Raw genomic sequence first — 14,589 nt, 5'->3', positions numbered from 1 at the left:
ACCCCATGTCCAACAAGCACCGCCTCAATCCCATCGCCGCCTGCCTGCGCGCGAGTGCAGCCGCACTGGCCGGCGCCACGCTGCTGGCGCCGATCGCCGCGACGTCCAACCCGCAAAACGGGCAGGTCATCGCCGGCCAGGCGAACGTCTCGACGCCGACTGCGGGCACGACCGTGATCGACCAGCAGTCGCAGGCCGCGATCATCAACTGGCAGAGCTTCTCGGTCGGCGCCGGCGAGTACGTGATGTTCAACCAGCCGTCGGCGTCCGCAGCGGTGCTCAACCGCGTCGTCGGCAACCTGCCTTCGGAAATCCTCGGCAATCTGTCCGCCAACGGCCAGGTGTTCCTGATCAACCGTCAGGGCGTGATGTTCGGCGCCGGCAGCCGCGTCGATGTCGGCGCGCTGGTCACCAGCACGCGCGACATCCGCAACGAGGACTTCCTCGCCGGTCACTACGTCTTCGCCGGCGACAGCACGGCCGGCATCAGCAACGCGGGCGACATCCGCGCCGCCGACGGCGGCTACGTCGTGCTCGTCGCCGACCACGTCGGCAACAGCGGCCGCATCAGCAGCCCCAACGGCGATGTCCTGCTGGCGGCCGGCAACCGGCTGTCGCTGGTCGTCGATGCCGAAGGTCTGGTCAGCTACGCGGTCGATGGCGCCGCAGCGTCGGCGCTGGCCGGCATCGACAACGCCGGCGAGATCCTCGCGCGCGGCGGCGCGGTGATCATGCACGCCGAAGTCGCGCGCGGCCTGATCGGCAACGCGATCAACAACAGCGGCCGGGTCGCTGCCGACGGCATCGAGACGCGTGGCGGCGACATCTGGCTCGTCGCCAACGGTGGCGGCATCGCGCAGACCGGTGTCCTCGACGCCTCCGGCACCGGCGGCACCGGCGGACAGGTTTCGCTCGTGTCCGATGCCGACATCCTGATCGGCGCGGGCTCGTCGATCGACGCGACCGGCCGCGATGGCGGCGAAGTACGGGCCATCGCATCCGGGGCACTGACCTACGCGCCGGGCGCGGTCATCAGCGTCGCCGACCGGGGTGGCGCCGGCCAGGGCGGATTCGTGGAACTGTCCGGCCATCGTGCGATCCACGTCGGCGACATCGTCCGCCTCGGCAGCGGCGGACGGCTGCTCATCGATCCGGAAGATTTCATCGTCGGCAACAACGACGACGATCCCTCGACGATCAGCATCACTTACGGGTTGCTGATGTCGCAGTTGTCGGATTTCGGCGGCGGCACCGTGCAGATCGCCGCCAGCAATGCGGTGATTTTCCGCGATTACGACAGCAACAACTTTTTCCCGCAGGATTACGGTGGCAGCCTGGAAGTGACCACCAGTCCCGGCTCGATTTGCAGCGGCGTGGGTTCGGACCCTGGAAATGCCTGCCAATCGCCGGGATCGCAGCGGGGCATCTTCTTCGAGGGTGCAGATGACGTCTTCGGTATCCCGGGTTATGTCACGCTCACCGATTCGACGTCCGGCGGACAGATCAGCATCGCCGGCACGCTGAACGCGGGAACGGATCTGACGCTCAGCACGAACGGCAGCATCTCCGCCGCCGGCTTGTCGGCGGCGAACAACATCGATCTGTCGGCCGGCACCGGCATCAGCGTGGCCAATCTGCCATCCTCGGTGTTCAATACCTACAGCCTTCACGCAGGCTCCGGTGCGCTGAACATTCCGCTGCAGGGGTATTCCGCGGACTATCTCTACTTCGACAGCGGCAGCGGCAGCCTCAGCTTCCCGTTCCTCGATGCCGTTTACGACCTGTCGGTCACGACACGTGGGGGCAGCCTGACGGTCGGCGACCTGCCCAGTTACCTCTACGGCAACCTGAACCTGTTCGCCGGCGGCACGCTGAGCATTCCGGTCAACCCCAATACCGACGTTGGTTTCGATTACGAGGCCCGCAACATCACGCTCTACGCCGGATCCGGCGACCTCAGCCTGCCCGACACCTCGCTGCACGCCTACAACGGCGTGATTCAGGTTTCGGCGCCGAACGGGTCGATCGTGCTGGCGGATCTGCAGTCGGATTTCTCGTCGTCTTACTACTTCCTGATCGACGGAGGAGGCAAGGCCACGCAACCGTCCTTCTGCACGATCTCGAACGGATTCGCCTCGGCGGCGTGCATCGCATTGACCGCGCGTAACGGCATACAGACCGGCGATCTCACGGTAACAAACACCAGCAGTTTCAGCAGCACTGCCGCCCAGGCCGCCGTCTTCCTCGACAACCGGGCCACCGGCAGCATCCAGACGGGCGCAATCAACGTCTCCATCGAAGACTACGGCGGTTCCGTCACCGGCAACGCGGTCGTCGGAATCTTCAACACCGGCGGCGCCATCCAGATGGGTACGCTCGATGTCGATGATCCGTACAGAGCGATTGCCGCCGACGTTCGGATCAGCGCAACGGGATCGATCTCCGGCCTCGGCGGACAGGGGCTCAGCCTGTTCGTGAACGACACGGATCATGGATCCACGCCGATTCCGAACACACTGGTGTCGGTGCAATCGACCAACGGCGGTACGGTCCTGATCGACCAGATCGTCGCAGGCCCCAACGTCAGCGGCACGCCGACCTCGGCCAACCGCGCGAACACCGTGATCCGCAGCGCCGCCGCCGGCGGCGCGATCGTCGGCCGGGCGGAGTCCTCGATCTCCACCGGCGCACTGGACGTCGTCGGCGGCACGATCAACCTGTCCCAGACGACCACCCGCGTCGGATCGGCTCGCGCACAGTCCGGAACCGACAGCGCGCTGATCAACGGCGCCAACTCCCTGTCCAATCCGCCCTTGGGGCTCCCCCCCGGGCCGAATGCCAGTTTCTCTTCACCGAGGACCGTGCAACTCGGCGATCTGCGTGTGGGCGGGGGCTATCTGTTCGTCCGCGCCCCGAGCGTAACCGCAGGCAGCATCGGCAACGCCAACGGTGGTCCCCTGTCCGCGTTCAACTTCAGGCCGTTCAGTGACACGGACGGAATCGAGCTGACTGACATCAACGGCGCACTTCGCTCGAATATCGTCACGTACCTGCTGGGTGGCAGCGGCTATGCGGGCATCATCGACGGCGCATTTCCGGCACTGATCCTCAAGTACCAGGGTGCCGAGAACTACGTCCTGATGACCGACGGCAATAGCCCGACGGTCAACCTGGTCAACATCGACACGCTCGAGAACGGCACGTCGGGGCAGGTGATCATCGTTTCCGGGGTGAGGGCCGTGCCGACGCCGCAGCCGACACCGACACCGCAACCGACGGCGACACCGGCGCCTACCGCGACACCGGCACCCACCGCGACACCGGCACCCACCGCGACACCGGCGCCGACTGCGACACCGGCACCCACGCCGACGCCCGTCCCGACACCGACGCCGCCGCTGCTGATTCCGCTGGTGACGTTGACCCAGGCGCAACCGACCCCGGTGCCGGAGCCGACACCCGACCCGACGGACGCGGACGAAATCGCGCGCGCCCTGGACCTGGCCCAGGACATGGGCAACGAGGCGCCGGCTCCGAGTCCGACTCCCACCGTTCCCGACCGGATCGAAGTCCGCGACTCGTCTTACGAGATCAACGATCTTTCTTGCGACGTCGCAGGAGTGCAATGACATGGTCCGTGCAACGCGCTGTCTCTGGCTGATGGCCCTGTGTGGCGGCATCCTCGCGACCCCGTTGCACGCGGCCGAACCGGTACCGGCAGGCACCGTCGTGCTGATGACCGGCGCGGCCACCGCGTCGAGCGTGGAGACGATGGCCATGCGCGCCCTCAAGAAGGGAGATCCCGTCTATGCCGGCGACATCGTCAGCGCGGGACCGAACACCTACGTCAATCTCAAGTTCAGCGACGGCGGCCTGGTCCTGGTCCGGCCCAATTCGCGCTTCCAGATCGAGGCTTTCAGCTTCGCGGCGGAGACGGGCACCCGCCCAGACGCCCCCACGCCCGCAACAGGCGCGGCACGGACTGCACCGGCGGTCGCGACGGCGCAGGCCGAACCGGCCGCGCCTTCGCGCGCCTTCTTCCGTCTGCTGCGCGGCGGCCTGCGCACCGTGTCCGGCCTGATCGGCAAGGGCAACGCGGACGACTACCGCATCAACACCCCGGTGGCCACCATCGGCATCCGCGGCACGGACTACTGGGTGATCCTGTGCGACGAGAAGTGTGCGAACGACCCCGCGCTGCTCGCCAATCTGCCCCCGGGCGTCAGCCCGCAGGGCGGTGTCATCGTCGGCGTCATCGAGGGGTCGATCTTCGTCATCAACGAGGCGGGCAAGGAAGCCGTGGTCGGCGAGGGGCAATACCTGATCACGCTGCCGGACGGCACGCAGATCTATCTGCCGTTCGAACCGCAGTTCATCCAGATCCAGCCGATTCCGGACCCGAAGACGATCTGCACCTCCGAGTGAGGACGACAGCGGTACACCGGTGACGCTTGCGGGCTGAGCGAGCGTGGCGCGCCTGGCCTTTGTCTGGGAACTCGGCTCGTACAGCGGTTATTCCGCCCTGATCGGACAGATCGCGCAGGCGGCCGTCGCGCAGGGCCACGCGTGCGTCTTCGTCGTCAAGGATCTGCGTGCCTGCGCACCTCACCTTCCGGCACGCCTGGGGCCGATGCTGCAGGCGCCCCGCGCGGAGTCCGCGCCGGGTGCGCGCGTGAAGATCCAGACCAGCTACGCGACGCTGCTGCACAACTGCGGCTACGGCGACTCCGACGCGCTGGCCGTCCGGATTCGCGCGTGGACCGAGCTGTACCGGACCCTGCGCATCGAACGCGTGCTCGCCCGTCACAGTCCCACCGCGATCCTGGCCGCAAGACTGCTCGGACTGCCGGTTCTGCATTACGGCAACGGCTTCACCTTGCCGCCCGACTGCGCGCCCTGGCCCAGCTTTCGTCCGGACCTGAACGTCGCGTCCGCCGCGCTGGAACACAACGAGCGCCGCGTGCTGGGCGTGGTCAACGATGCGCTGGCCCGCCTCGGCATCCGGCCGATCCCGAGCGTGCAGGCGATCTTCTCCGGTGTGGCCACCCTGCTCCTGGGTTCACCCGAGCTGGACCACTATGCGCGCACGCCGACGCCCTGCCATGTGGATTTCCCGCCGCTGGGCTATGGCGCTGCGCCGGAGTGGCCGGCGGGTGACGATGAAGCGCGCCTGTTCGTCTCGCTCTGGCCGGGCCCGTCGGCAACCGGCTGGCTCGAACTGCTGGAGCGACTGCCGGCACGCAGCCTGGTCCGCTTTCCGGCCGACGCGGCGATCGAGCACCGCAGCGAACGCGTGCGCATCGCCCGCTCGGCCGTGGACTACGTCGCCGCGCTGGCGCATTGCACCGCCGTCGTGGGCTACGGCTCCCACAACCTGGCCCATGAAGCGCTGCTGGCCGGCAAACCGCTGGCGACGATGGCCCACACCCCGGATCACCTGCTGCTCGCCCGGCGCGTGCAGGCGCTGGGCACCGGCATCCTCCTGCCCGAACGCGCCGATACGCAGGCCCTGAACGGCATCGGCCGCTTGCTGACCGACGAACGCCTGCGTACCTCCGCCGCGGCATTCGCCGCACGCAATCGCCGCAGCGGCAGCGCTGCGGACATCGTCACGCAGATCCTCGAACACGCGCTGGCGGCACACGCAGCTCCGCTCTGAACCCGCTCAGAGGCCGCAGGCGCGCCGCACCAGGGCTTGCCGCAGCGGGTCGGCGCGCCCGACCAGCGACAGCCCACGCTGGCGCAGCCACTGCCACGCCGGCTGGCGGAACCGGTAGGCACGATACAGGCCGTCGGTGACCGCCATCATCTCGACGACCGCGGCCTTGCGGCTGCGCTGGTAGCGCTGCAGCACGCGCAGCCCGCCGATATCCCGGCGCAGACGCCGCGCGCCGGCGAGGGTTTCGATCAGACACTGCGCGTCGCCAAAACCGAGATTGACGCCCTGTCCGGCGAGCGGATGCACGACATGCGCCGCGTCGCCGGCGAGCACGCAGCGCGGCCGCACATAGTCCTGCGCCTGCTGCAAGGCCAGCGGGAACGCCAGGCGCCGCGTGCAGTCGAGTATGCGACCGAGCACGTGCTGACAGGCTTCGCCGAGCGCTTCGCAGAACGCCGCATCGTCAAGCGCCATCAACGCCGGCGCCTCGACCGAAGACCAGACGATGGAGCTGCGTCCGTCGGCCAGCGGCAGCAGGGCCAGCGGTCCGGTGTCGAGGAAGCGCTGGTAGGCCGTCGCCCGATGCGGACGTTCGGTGCGGACATGGCAGACCACCGCGGTCTGCTCGTAGGGATGACCCATCACCTCGATGCCGACCGCTTCGCGCAGCGGCGAGCGGGCGCCGTCGGCGGCGACGACCAGCGAGGCCCGCAGCGGCGCGCCGCGCGCCAACCGGAGCGTCGCGGCCCCGTCATCGACCTCGCACGCGGTCACCGTGACGCCCTCGCGCAGCACGCCGGCCGGCAGGGCATCGAGCAGATGCCGCTGGATGACGCGGCTTTCGACGATGTGACCGAGCGCCGGCAGACGCACATCGGAGGCGTCGAAGTGCAGCGCACCACCCGGTTCCGCTTCCCAGACCTGCATGTGCGTGTACGCGCTGACGCGCTCCGCCACGATCGCGTTCCACGCACCGATGTCGTCCAGAAACTGCGCGCTCGCCGGCGAGATCGCATAGACGCGCAGGTCGTAGTCGTCTGCGCCTTCGGCCGGCAGTCCACGATCGAGCAGGCGCACGCGCAACCCAAGCCGATGCAGACCGACGGCGATCGCCGCACCGACGAGGCCGGCGCCGACCACGGCGACATCGCAGTCCGTGGCCATGGTCAGCGCGTCGAACGCGCAGCGGACGGCGTGTAGCCGCCGAAGCCGAGGTTCTGCCACATCACCGCCTCGCGCAGCGGCGGCGCCAGGTCCAGCGCGAGCAGCCCCAGGTGCCGGAGACCGCGCAGCCCGGGAACGCGGTTGGAAAACAGGCGCACCAGTCCATCGGTGAACTCCGCGGTGCGCGAGCGATCCGGCGCGCGCAGCTCGACATAGCGGCGCAGCAGCTCCGGCGCGCCGGCGTCACCGGCCGACACCGCCAGCAGCTCGCACAGCGTCGCCGCGTCGCGCAGCCCGAGGTTGAAACCCTGCGCCGCGACCGGATGCAGCGACTGCGCAGCATTGCCGACGAAGACGACGCGCGGCGCCGACAGCTCGGCCGCCATCACGCGGCTGAGCGGGAACGCCTGGCGCCGGCCCAGCTCGGTGAAACGGCCCAGACGTTCCCCGAAAGCGTCTTGCGCGGCGGCGAGAAACTCGGCGTCCGCGCACTGCATGCGCGATTCCAGCCCGCTTCGTGGCGTCGTCCACACCAGCGAGCAGACGTTCTCCTCCGCCGCCCATGGCTTGGGCAGCAGCGCGATCGGTCCGTCCGGCGTGAAACGCTCGTAGGCGCAGCCGCGGTGCGGCCGCGCAGTGCGCACCGCGGTGACGATCGCCGACTGCGCGTAGTCCCGCGTCTGCGCGGCGATGCCCAACCAGCCACGCAGCGGCGAGTGCATGCCGTCCGCGGCCACGACGAGCCTGGCCCGCAGGCGGCGACCATCGTGCAGGCTCAGCACGGCGTGCGTCTCCGTCAGGCCGATGCCGGACAGCGACGCCGGCGCGAGCAGCTGGCTGCGCCCGGCCCGGACGAGGGCCTGCCACAGGACTTCGCCGATACGCCGGATCGGGACGTTGTAGCCCAGGGCCTCCAGACCCGCCTCGGCGGCCGTGAAGCGCGCGACGCCGAAGCGCCCCCGTTCGGAGATGTGCGTCGAGACGATCGGCGCGGACACGCGACTCAGCTCGGGCCAGACGCCGAGCGCCTGCAGGATGCGGTAGCTCGCCTGGTTGACCGCGATGCAGCGCTCATCCCAGTCCGCCGCGCCGGCTGCCGGCGGCGCCGGTTCGATCAGTGCCACCGACAGCGGCGTGCCTGCGAGACCGTGCGCGACGGCGGCGCCGACGAGGCCGCCTCCGACGATCGCGACATCGACCTCACGGGGCACGCCATCGCCGGAGTGCGCCGCGCCGGGGTCAGCCTGGCGGCTGTCCGAATTCGTTCCGGACGAACCTGTCATGCGCCGGACATCAGCCTCTCGATCTCGCGCACCTCCTTGGGCACGCCGCCGGTCAGCACCTCGGGCCCCTTGGCCGTGATCGCGACGTCGTCCTCGATGCGCACGCCGATGCCCCAGTACTTCTCCGGCACGCCCTGGGTGCCCGGCGCGATGTAAAGGCCGGGTTCGACCGTCATCACCATGCCGGACTCGAACGGCCGCGGCTTGTTGTCGAGCTTGTAGCGGCCGACGTCGTGCACGTCCATGCCCAGCCAGTGACCGGTGCCGTGCATGAAGAACTGCCGCTGCCGGCCCGCCTTGATCAGCTCGGCCGGCTTGCCCTTGAGCAGGCCCAGATCGACGAGCCCTTCGGTCAGCACGCGCGTCGCGACGTCGTGCGGGCGCGCCGACGAATTGCCCGGCCGGAGTTCCTCGATCGCCTGCTTGTTGGCCTCGAGCACGACTTCGTAAACCGCCTGCTGCGCAGCGCTGAACCTGCCGTTGACCGGGAAGGTCCGCGTGATGTCCGCCGTGTAACCCTGCAGCTCGCCGCCGGCATCGATCAGCACCAGGTCGCCGTCACGCAGCTCGGCACTGTTCTCGACGTAGTGCAGGATGCAGGCGTTCGCGCCGCCGCCGATGATCGTGCCGTAGCCCGGCTCCATGTCGTGGCGCGCGAAGTGATGATGGATCTCCGCACCGAGCTGCCATTCGTAGAGCCCCGGCCGCGCCGTGCGCATCGCGATGCAGTGTGCCTGCGCGGTGATCTCGCAGGCCGTGCGCATCAGCGACAGTTCCGCAGCCGATTTGCGCAAGCGCATCTCGTGCAGCGTCGCCTCCAGCGCCACGAAGTCCACCGGCGCCGCCGCGCCACGACGCGACACTTCGCGGATTTCGCGTACACAGGCGGTGATCCTCGCATCCCAGTGCGGGTGCTCGCCCAGGGTGTAGTGGAGATGCTGGCGGCCCGCGAGCAGGCCCTTGAGCTCGTGCTCGAAGGCATCGATGGTGAACGCCTGGTCGGCGCCGTAGTCACGCATCGCACCGGCCGGGCCGGCCCGGCGACCGTCCCAGATCTCGCGCTCGGGATTGCGCTCGCGGACGAACAGCACGTACTCGGCCTTGCGGCCCTTGACCTTGCGCCCCGGCGCCAGCACCGCCAGCGCGTCCGGCTCGGGAAATCCGGTCAGGTACGAGAAGTCGCTGTCCTGGCGGAACTTGTAATGCGTGTCACGCGAACGGATCACCTCGCGCGCAGACGGCACGATCGCCACGCCGTCGGCACCGATGCGTTTCATCAGCTGCGCGCGACGCGCGGCGTACTCCTTGGGTGTCCTGCGGGCCGGTTTGATCGCCATGTGGAATCAGTTCTCAATGCAGGTGTGGGGAATCCGTCGGATCCAGCGTCGGCCGCGGGTGCAATTCCATGAACACGAGTTGCGCACCCACGCGCAGGTACTCGACCAGCTCGGCGTAGGCCGTCTCCTCGATGTTCGCGTCCACCTCGTCGCCGACCGCGGCCTGCGTCAGCTCGGTGAAGTCGCGGACGATCTCGCGCAGATCCGCTGAGCAGCGCTGCAGGTCGAGGCCCGGGCGGCTCGCCAGTCCGTAGAGGAATCCCTGGCACCATGCGACCAGCGCAGACACTCGCGGCACCAGTGCCGCGTCGTCATCCGGCAACAGCGGGCTGAAGCGCATGTCCTCGTCGCTCAGGGCCTCCGCCGTCGCCGCACGCAACGCCTCCAGCGCCGCACGTGCGTCCGCAGTGGCGGTCGCGGTCTGCGCCGGTTCGATCAGACGCAGCACGTCGATGTCCCGCGCCTCGCGCACGCACAGCGCGCCGCACAATGCGCCGTGGTACTCGGCCGCCTCGTCGGCCAAGCCGGCCTGCCGCAGCACGGCGGCCAGCGCGTCGTAGTCCAGTGCTTGGGTCATCGGCGGATTATAGGGCGGCGGTCCACAAATGGCCGGGCGTTCGGGGGTCCTGCGCCAGATGACCGCAAAGCGGACAGCCTCACCCCCTATAATCCGCCCATGATGTCCGCCGACTTCGTCGCCGTCCTGCGCGCCTGCGCGCCTTACGTGCACGCCCACCACGGGCGTGTTTTCGTGATCGCCTTCGGGGGCGAGGCGGCCGAGCGTGCGGACTTCGACTCCCTGATCTACGACATCGCCCTGCTGCAGAGCCTCGGCGTCCGGCTGGTGCTGGTGCATGGCATGCGGCCCCAGATCGACGCGCGCCTGAAGGAGCGCGGGCTCGAACCGCGCTTCGTCGATGGCCTGCGCGTGACCGACCGCGCGGCATTGGACTGCGTCAAGGCCGCGGCCGGCAGCCTGCGCATGGAGATCGAGGCGCGGCTGTCCACCTCGCTGGCATCGAGTCCGATGGGTGGCGCACGCATCCGCGTGGCCAGCGGCAACTGGGTCACGGCCCGGCCGGTCGGCGTGCGCGGTGGCATCGACCACCTGTTCACCGGCGAAGTGCGGCGCATCGACGTGGACAGCATCCGCCAGGTGCTGGACCAGGAGCGCATCGCGCTGATCTCGCCGGTCGGCTACTCGCCGACCGGAGAAATCTTCAACCTGCGCGCCGAGGACCTGGCGACCGCCACGGCCACCGCGCTGAACGCCGACAAGCTGGTCTTCGTCACGCCGGCGAATCCGGATCAATGGCGATCGGCCGAGACGACCGGCGATGCCGGCCAGCTGTCCCCGCTCGAAGGCGAGCGCCTGCTCGCCAGCGGCGCGCTCGGCGAACTCGACCGCACCTACCTCAGAGCCGCGCTCGCCGCCGCGCGCGGCGGCGTCAAGCGCGTGCACCTCGTCGGCCACGACGACGGCGCGCTGCTGCGCGAGCTGTACACCCGCGACGGCGTCGGCGTGATGCTGTATTCCGACCCCGACTACGAGGCCACGCGCGACGCCACGATCGAAGACGTCGGCGGCGTACTGGCGCTGATCCAGCCGCTGGAGCAGCAGGGCGTGCTGGTGCCGCGCTCACGCGAACAGCTCGAACTCGACATCACGCATTTCAACGTCATCGTGCGCGACGGTCTGGTCATCGCCTGCGCGGCACTGTTCCCGTTCCCGCAGAACGCGATGGGCGAGCTCGCCTGCGTCGCGGTGCACCCGGACTACCAGCGCGCCGGTCGCGCCGGAGCACTGCTCAAGCGCGTCGAGGCCGAGGCCCGGCAGCTGGGACTCAGGCAGCTCTTCAGCCTGACCACCCACACCCCACACTGGTTCATCGAGCACGGCTTCCGCAAGGCCGGCATCGACGCGCTGCCGATGCAGAAGCAGCGCATCTACAACTACCAGCGCAACTCGCTGGTGCTGATCAAGGATCTGTAGCCACTTGGGCTGACCTGGGTCAGCGCAGCCCCCCTGCCGCCCGCCGATACTGCCGCCACGATCGCGAGGCAGGACGCATGGACTGGAAAACCGAAGGCAGGACACTGGCCATACTGGTGGGCGGCTTCCTCGCGTTCTACTTCCTGCCGGTCGGCCAGCCGCGCTTCGACGGCGCGGTGACCGAGGCCCTGGAACTGACACGCTGGTACGCACGCGAGCACGTGATCCTGTGCCTGCTGCCGGCGTTCCTGATCGCCGGCGCGATCGCGGTGTTCATCGACCAGGACGCGGTGATGCGCTACCTCGGTCCGCGCGCGCCCAAGCCGCTGGCCTACGGCGTCGGCGCGGTCTCGGGCGGCATCCTCGCGGTCTGCTCGTGCACGGTGCTGCCGCTGTTCGCGGGCATCTACCGGATGGGCGCGGGTCTGGGCCCGGCGATCGCCTTTCTCTACAGCGGCCCGGCGATCAACGCACTCGCCGTGATCCTGACCGCGAAGGTGCTCGGCTGGGAGCTGGGTCTGGCGCGCGCGATCGGCGCGGTGCTGTTCAGCGTCGTCATCGGCCTGGCGATGGCGCTGATCTTCCGCCGCGAGGCGGCGGCATCGATGAAGCCGGCCGCGCTGCCTGACGACGCCGGTCCACGACGCTCGCTGGGGCGCACGGCGCTGCAGTTCGCGCTGCTGATCGGCGTGCTGGTGTTCGCGAACTGGGCCGATCCCGGGACGGCGAGCGGCTTCTTCGGCGCGGTGCATGCGCAGAAATGGACGCTGACCGCGCTCAGCGCCGCGGCCTGGGCGCTGACGCTGTGGCGCTGGTACGGCCTGTCCGGCCGCGGGCTGCTGGCGCTGGCCGCCACGGTGGCCATCGCCGCGCTCGCCGTGCCCGCGCAGCCGATGCTGGCCTTCGCCGTCGGGGTGGTGGGCCTGTGCGCGATCCTCGCGCGCGGTGGCGACGAAGCGCGCGAGTGGCTGGCGCAGAGCTGGGGCTATGCGAAACAGATCGCCCCGCTGCTGCTGGTCGGCGTGCTGCTGGCCGGCTTCCTGCTCGGCCGTCCCGGCCACGAGGGCGTGTTGCCTTCGGCCTGGGTCGCCGCGGCAGTGGGCGGCGAAAGTCTGGTCGCCAGTTTCTTCGCGGCAGCCGCCGGCGCGCTGATGTACTTCGCAACGCTCACGGAGATTCCGATCCTGCAGGGTCTGATCGGCAGCGGCATGGGCAAGGGCCCCGCGCTCGCGCTGCTGCTCGCCGGCCCTTCGCTGAGCCTGCCGAGCATCCTCGTCATTCACAGCCTGCTCGGCGTGCGCAAGACCGCCACCTACATCCTGCTCGTGGTCGCCATGGCGACGCTCACGGGCTGGATCTACGGCCGTTTCATCGTCTGATTGACCGGAGTTGCCCATGACCAAGATCCAGATCCTCGGCAGCGGCTGCGCGAAGTGCCAGCAGCTCACGCGCAATGCGGAAGCCGCCGCCACCGCGCTCGGGCTCGACTACCAGATCGAGAAAGTCACCGCCGTGGACGACATCGTCGCCTACGGCGTGATGCGCACGCCGGCGCTGGCCGTGGATGGCCAGCTCAAGGCGGCGGGCCGCGTGCTCTCGGCGGACGAGATAAAGCCGCTGCTGCAGTCCTGACCGCGACGTGAGCCGTGCGGGCGACTGCGCTATCGTGCGCGTCCCCCACCGACACAGGCGACCCGCGGCATGAGCAACGACGACTGGACGCAGCGCTCACTCGCACACGTCTGGCAGCCCTGCACGCAGATGCAGGATCACGCCGGTGCCGATCCCGAACTGCCGCTGATTCCGGTGCGCCGCGCCGAAGGTGCGTGGCTGGAGGATTTCGACGGCCGCCGCTATCTCGACGCGGTGAGTTCATGGTGGACCAACATCTTCGGCCATCGTCATCCGCACATCGTCGAGCAGCTCAGGCAGCAGCTCGACACGCTCGACCACGTGATGCTCGGCGGCTTCACCCATGCGCCGGTCGTCGAACTGTCCGAGCGCCTCGTGCAGCTCGCACCGCCGGGGCTGACGCGCTGCTTCTATGCGGACAATGGCTCGTCGGCGGTCGAAGTCGCACTGAAGATGTCGTTCCACTACTGGCACAACGCCGGCCAGCCACGCAAACGGCGCTTCATCACACTGACCAACAGCTACCACGGCGAAACCCTGGGCGCGCTTGCGGTCGGCGGGCCGAGCATCTACCGCGACACCTACGCGCCGCTGCTGCTGCAGCCGATCCATGTACCCTCGCCCGACTGCTACGAACGCACGCCGGGCCAGAGCTGGGAGGACCACACGCGCCAGAGCTTCGTGCACATGGAGCATGCACTCGCCGAGCACGCGGGCGAGGTCTGCGCGGTGATTCTCGAACCGCTGGTGCAGTGCGCCGGCGGCATGCGCATGTATCACCCGCTCTACCTGCGCCTGCTGCGCGAGGCCTGCAATCGCCACGGCGTGCACCTGATCGCCGACGAGATCGCGGTCGGCTTCGGCCGCACCGGACGGATGTGGGCCTGCGACTGGGCGCCGCCCAATCCGCGCGACGACGACGCGCAGCCTGGCATCACCCCCGACTTTCTGTGCCTGTCAAAAGGACTCACCGGGGGCACCCTGCCGCTGGCGGTGACGCTGACGCGCGAGGCGATCTACCAGGCGTTCTACGCCGACTACCGCGCCGGCAAGGCCTTCCTGCATTCTCACTCCTACACCGGCAATCCGCTCGCCTGCCGCGCCGCGCTGGCGACGCTGGACCTGTTCGAAACCGAGAAGCCGCTGGCGACCAACCGCCTGCTCGCCGATCTGATGTGGCGGCAGACCGCGGACATTCGCGCCCATCCGCACGTCGCCGAGGTGCGTCAGCAAGGCATGATCCTGGCGATCGAACTGGCGCGGAACGTGCGCAGCAGGGAACCCTACCCGGCCGCCGAGCGCCGCGGCCTGCGCGTCTATCGCCACGCGCTCAACGGCCGGCCGGACTTCGCCGCGGTATTGCGCCCGCTCGGCAACGTGATCTACTTCATGCCACCCTACGTAATCACGCCGCGCGAGATCGAGCAGCTGTGCAAGCTCGCGCTGGACGCCATCCACCAGGCGACGCGCGACTGAAATGCGGACCCGCTGCGTGAATTGCTTATGGATTCCCGCCTCGCC

At 69.1% G+C, this 14,589-nt stretch carries 11 protein-coding genes; 7 read left to right on the top strand and 4 right to left on the bottom strand.

The features are described from left to right. Positions 1 to 5: 5 nt before the first annotated feature. From AAG565_RS13780 to AAG565_RS13770, 3 genes are read left to right on the top strand one after another with little or no spacing between them, the layout of a single operon-like run. Complete coding sequence (locus AAG565_RS13780; protein WP_348820204.1) at positions 6 to 3,629, top strand: filamentous hemagglutinin N-terminal domain-containing protein; 3,624 nt, start codon at positions 6 to 8, stop codon at positions 3,627 to 3,629. Position 3,630: 1 nt separating this feature from the next. Further along, a complete protein-coding gene (locus AAG565_RS13775; RefSeq protein WP_348820203.1) occupies positions 3,631 to 4,425 on the top strand; it encodes a FecR family protein in 795 nt (264 codons plus the stop codon). A 43-nt stretch (positions 4,426 to 4,468) separates the two neighbouring features. Next, entirely contained in the window at positions 4,469 to 5,659 is a 1,191-nt protein-coding gene (locus AAG565_RS13770) for a nucleotide disphospho-sugar-binding domain-containing protein (protein ID WP_348820202.1), read from the top strand. A gap of 6 nt (positions 5,660 to 5,665) precedes the next feature. Here AAG565_RS13770 and AAG565_RS13765 read toward each other — a convergent pair whose 3' ends face one another. The 4 genes from AAG565_RS13765 to AAG565_RS13750 form a co-directional block, all read right to left on the bottom strand. Continuing rightward, entirely contained in the window at positions 5,666 to 6,823 is a 1,158-nt protein-coding gene (locus AAG565_RS13765; protein ID WP_348820201.1) for a UbiH/UbiF/VisC/COQ6 family ubiquinone biosynthesis hydroxylase, read from the bottom strand. Positions 6,824 to 6,825: 2 nt separating this feature from the next. Next, positions 6,826 to 8,034, bottom strand: coding sequence for a 2-octaprenyl-6-methoxyphenyl hydroxylase (gene ubiH / locus AAG565_RS13760; protein ID WP_348820200.1), 1,209 nt, complete (start codon positions 8,032 to 8,034; stop codon positions 6,826 to 6,828). A gap of 68 nt (positions 8,035 to 8,102) precedes the next feature. After that, positions 8,103 to 9,443: a Xaa-Pro aminopeptidase gene (gene pepP, locus AAG565_RS13755; RefSeq protein ID WP_348820198.1), complete on the bottom strand. Its 1,341-nt coding sequence runs from the start codon at positions 9,441 to 9,443 to the stop codon at positions 8,103 to 8,105. A 13-nt stretch (positions 9,444 to 9,456) separates the two neighbouring features. Continuing rightward, complete coding sequence (locus AAG565_RS13750) at positions 9,457 to 10,020, bottom strand: UPF0149 family protein (RefSeq protein ID WP_348820197.1); 564 nt, start codon at positions 10,018 to 10,020, stop codon at positions 9,457 to 9,459. A gap of 99 nt (positions 10,021 to 10,119) precedes the next feature. On the opposite strand from AAG565_RS13750, the gene argA reads away from it, so the two are divergent. The 4 genes from argA (at position 10,120) to AAG565_RS13730 (ending at position 14,544) form a co-directional block, all read left to right on the top strand. After that, a complete protein-coding gene (argA, locus tag AAG565_RS13745; RefSeq protein WP_348820196.1) occupies positions 10,120 to 11,436 on the top strand; it encodes an amino-acid N-acetyltransferase in 1,317 nt (438 codons plus the stop codon). Positions 11,437 to 11,513: 77 nt separating this feature from the next. After that, the gene (locus tag AAG565_RS13740) at positions 11,514 to 12,815 is read left to right on the top strand and encodes a permease (RefSeq protein WP_348820195.1); all 1,302 of its coding nucleotides are present in this window, start codon (positions 11,514 to 11,516) and stop codon (positions 12,813 to 12,815) included. Between the two features lie 16 nt (positions 12,816 to 12,831). Continuing rightward, positions 12,832 to 13,068: a thioredoxin family protein gene (locus tag AAG565_RS13735; protein WP_348820194.1), complete on the top strand. Its 237-nt coding sequence runs from the start codon at positions 12,832 to 12,834 to the stop codon at positions 13,066 to 13,068. Between the two features lie 69 nt (positions 13,069 to 13,137). Beyond that, the gene (locus AAG565_RS13730; RefSeq protein WP_348820193.1) at positions 13,138 to 14,544 is read left to right on the top strand and encodes an adenosylmethionine--8-amino-7-oxononanoate transaminase; all 1,407 of its coding nucleotides are present in this window, start codon (positions 13,138 to 13,140) and stop codon (positions 14,542 to 14,544) included. The last annotated feature ends 45 nt before the right edge of the window (positions 14,545 to 14,589 follow it).

This window comes from Fontimonas sp. SYSU GA230001, assembly GCF_040066175.1.
Taxonomy (GTDB): Bacteria; Pseudomonadota; Gammaproteobacteria; order Nevskiales; family Nevskiaceae; genus Solimonas.
This window is presented reverse-complemented; position numbering and strand designations above follow the sequence as displayed.

What these genes read in the sequence shown, in the direction of transcription:
- AAG565_RS13740 (WP_348820195.1), top strand. Translation starts at nt 11,514, where the DNA reads ATGGACTGGAAAACCGAAGGCAGGACACTGGCCATACTGGTGGGCGGC.
- AAG565_RS13780 (WP_348820204.1), top strand. Translation starts at nt 6, where the DNA reads ATGTCCAACAAGCACCGCCTCAATCCCATCGCCGCCTGCCTGCGCGCG.
- AAG565_RS13750 (WP_348820197.1), bottom strand. Translation starts at nt 10,020, where the DNA reads ATGACCCAAGCACTGGACTACGACGCGCTGGCCGCCGTGCTGCGGCAG.
- argA (WP_348820196.1), top strand. Translation starts at nt 10,120, where the DNA reads ATGATGTCCGCCGACTTCGTCGCCGTCCTGCGCGCCTGCGCGCCTTAC.
- AAG565_RS13735 (WP_348820194.1), top strand. Translation starts at nt 12,832, where the DNA reads ATGACCAAGATCCAGATCCTCGGCAGCGGCTGCGCGAAGTGCCAGCAG.
- AAG565_RS13730 (WP_348820193.1), top strand. Translation starts at nt 13,138, where the DNA reads ATGAGCAACGACGACTGGACGCAGCGCTCACTCGCACACGTCTGGCAG.
- AAG565_RS13765 (WP_348820201.1), bottom strand. Translation starts at nt 6,823, where the DNA reads ATGGCCACGGACTGCGATGTCGCCGTGGTCGGCGCCGGCCTCGTCGGT.
- AAG565_RS13775 (WP_348820203.1), top strand. Translation starts at nt 3,631, where the DNA reads ATGGTCCGTGCAACGCGCTGTCTCTGGCTGATGGCCCTGTGTGGCGGC.
- pepP (WP_348820198.1), bottom strand. Translation starts at nt 9,443, where the DNA reads ATGGCGATCAAACCGGCCCGCAGGACACCCAAGGAGTACGCCGCGCGT.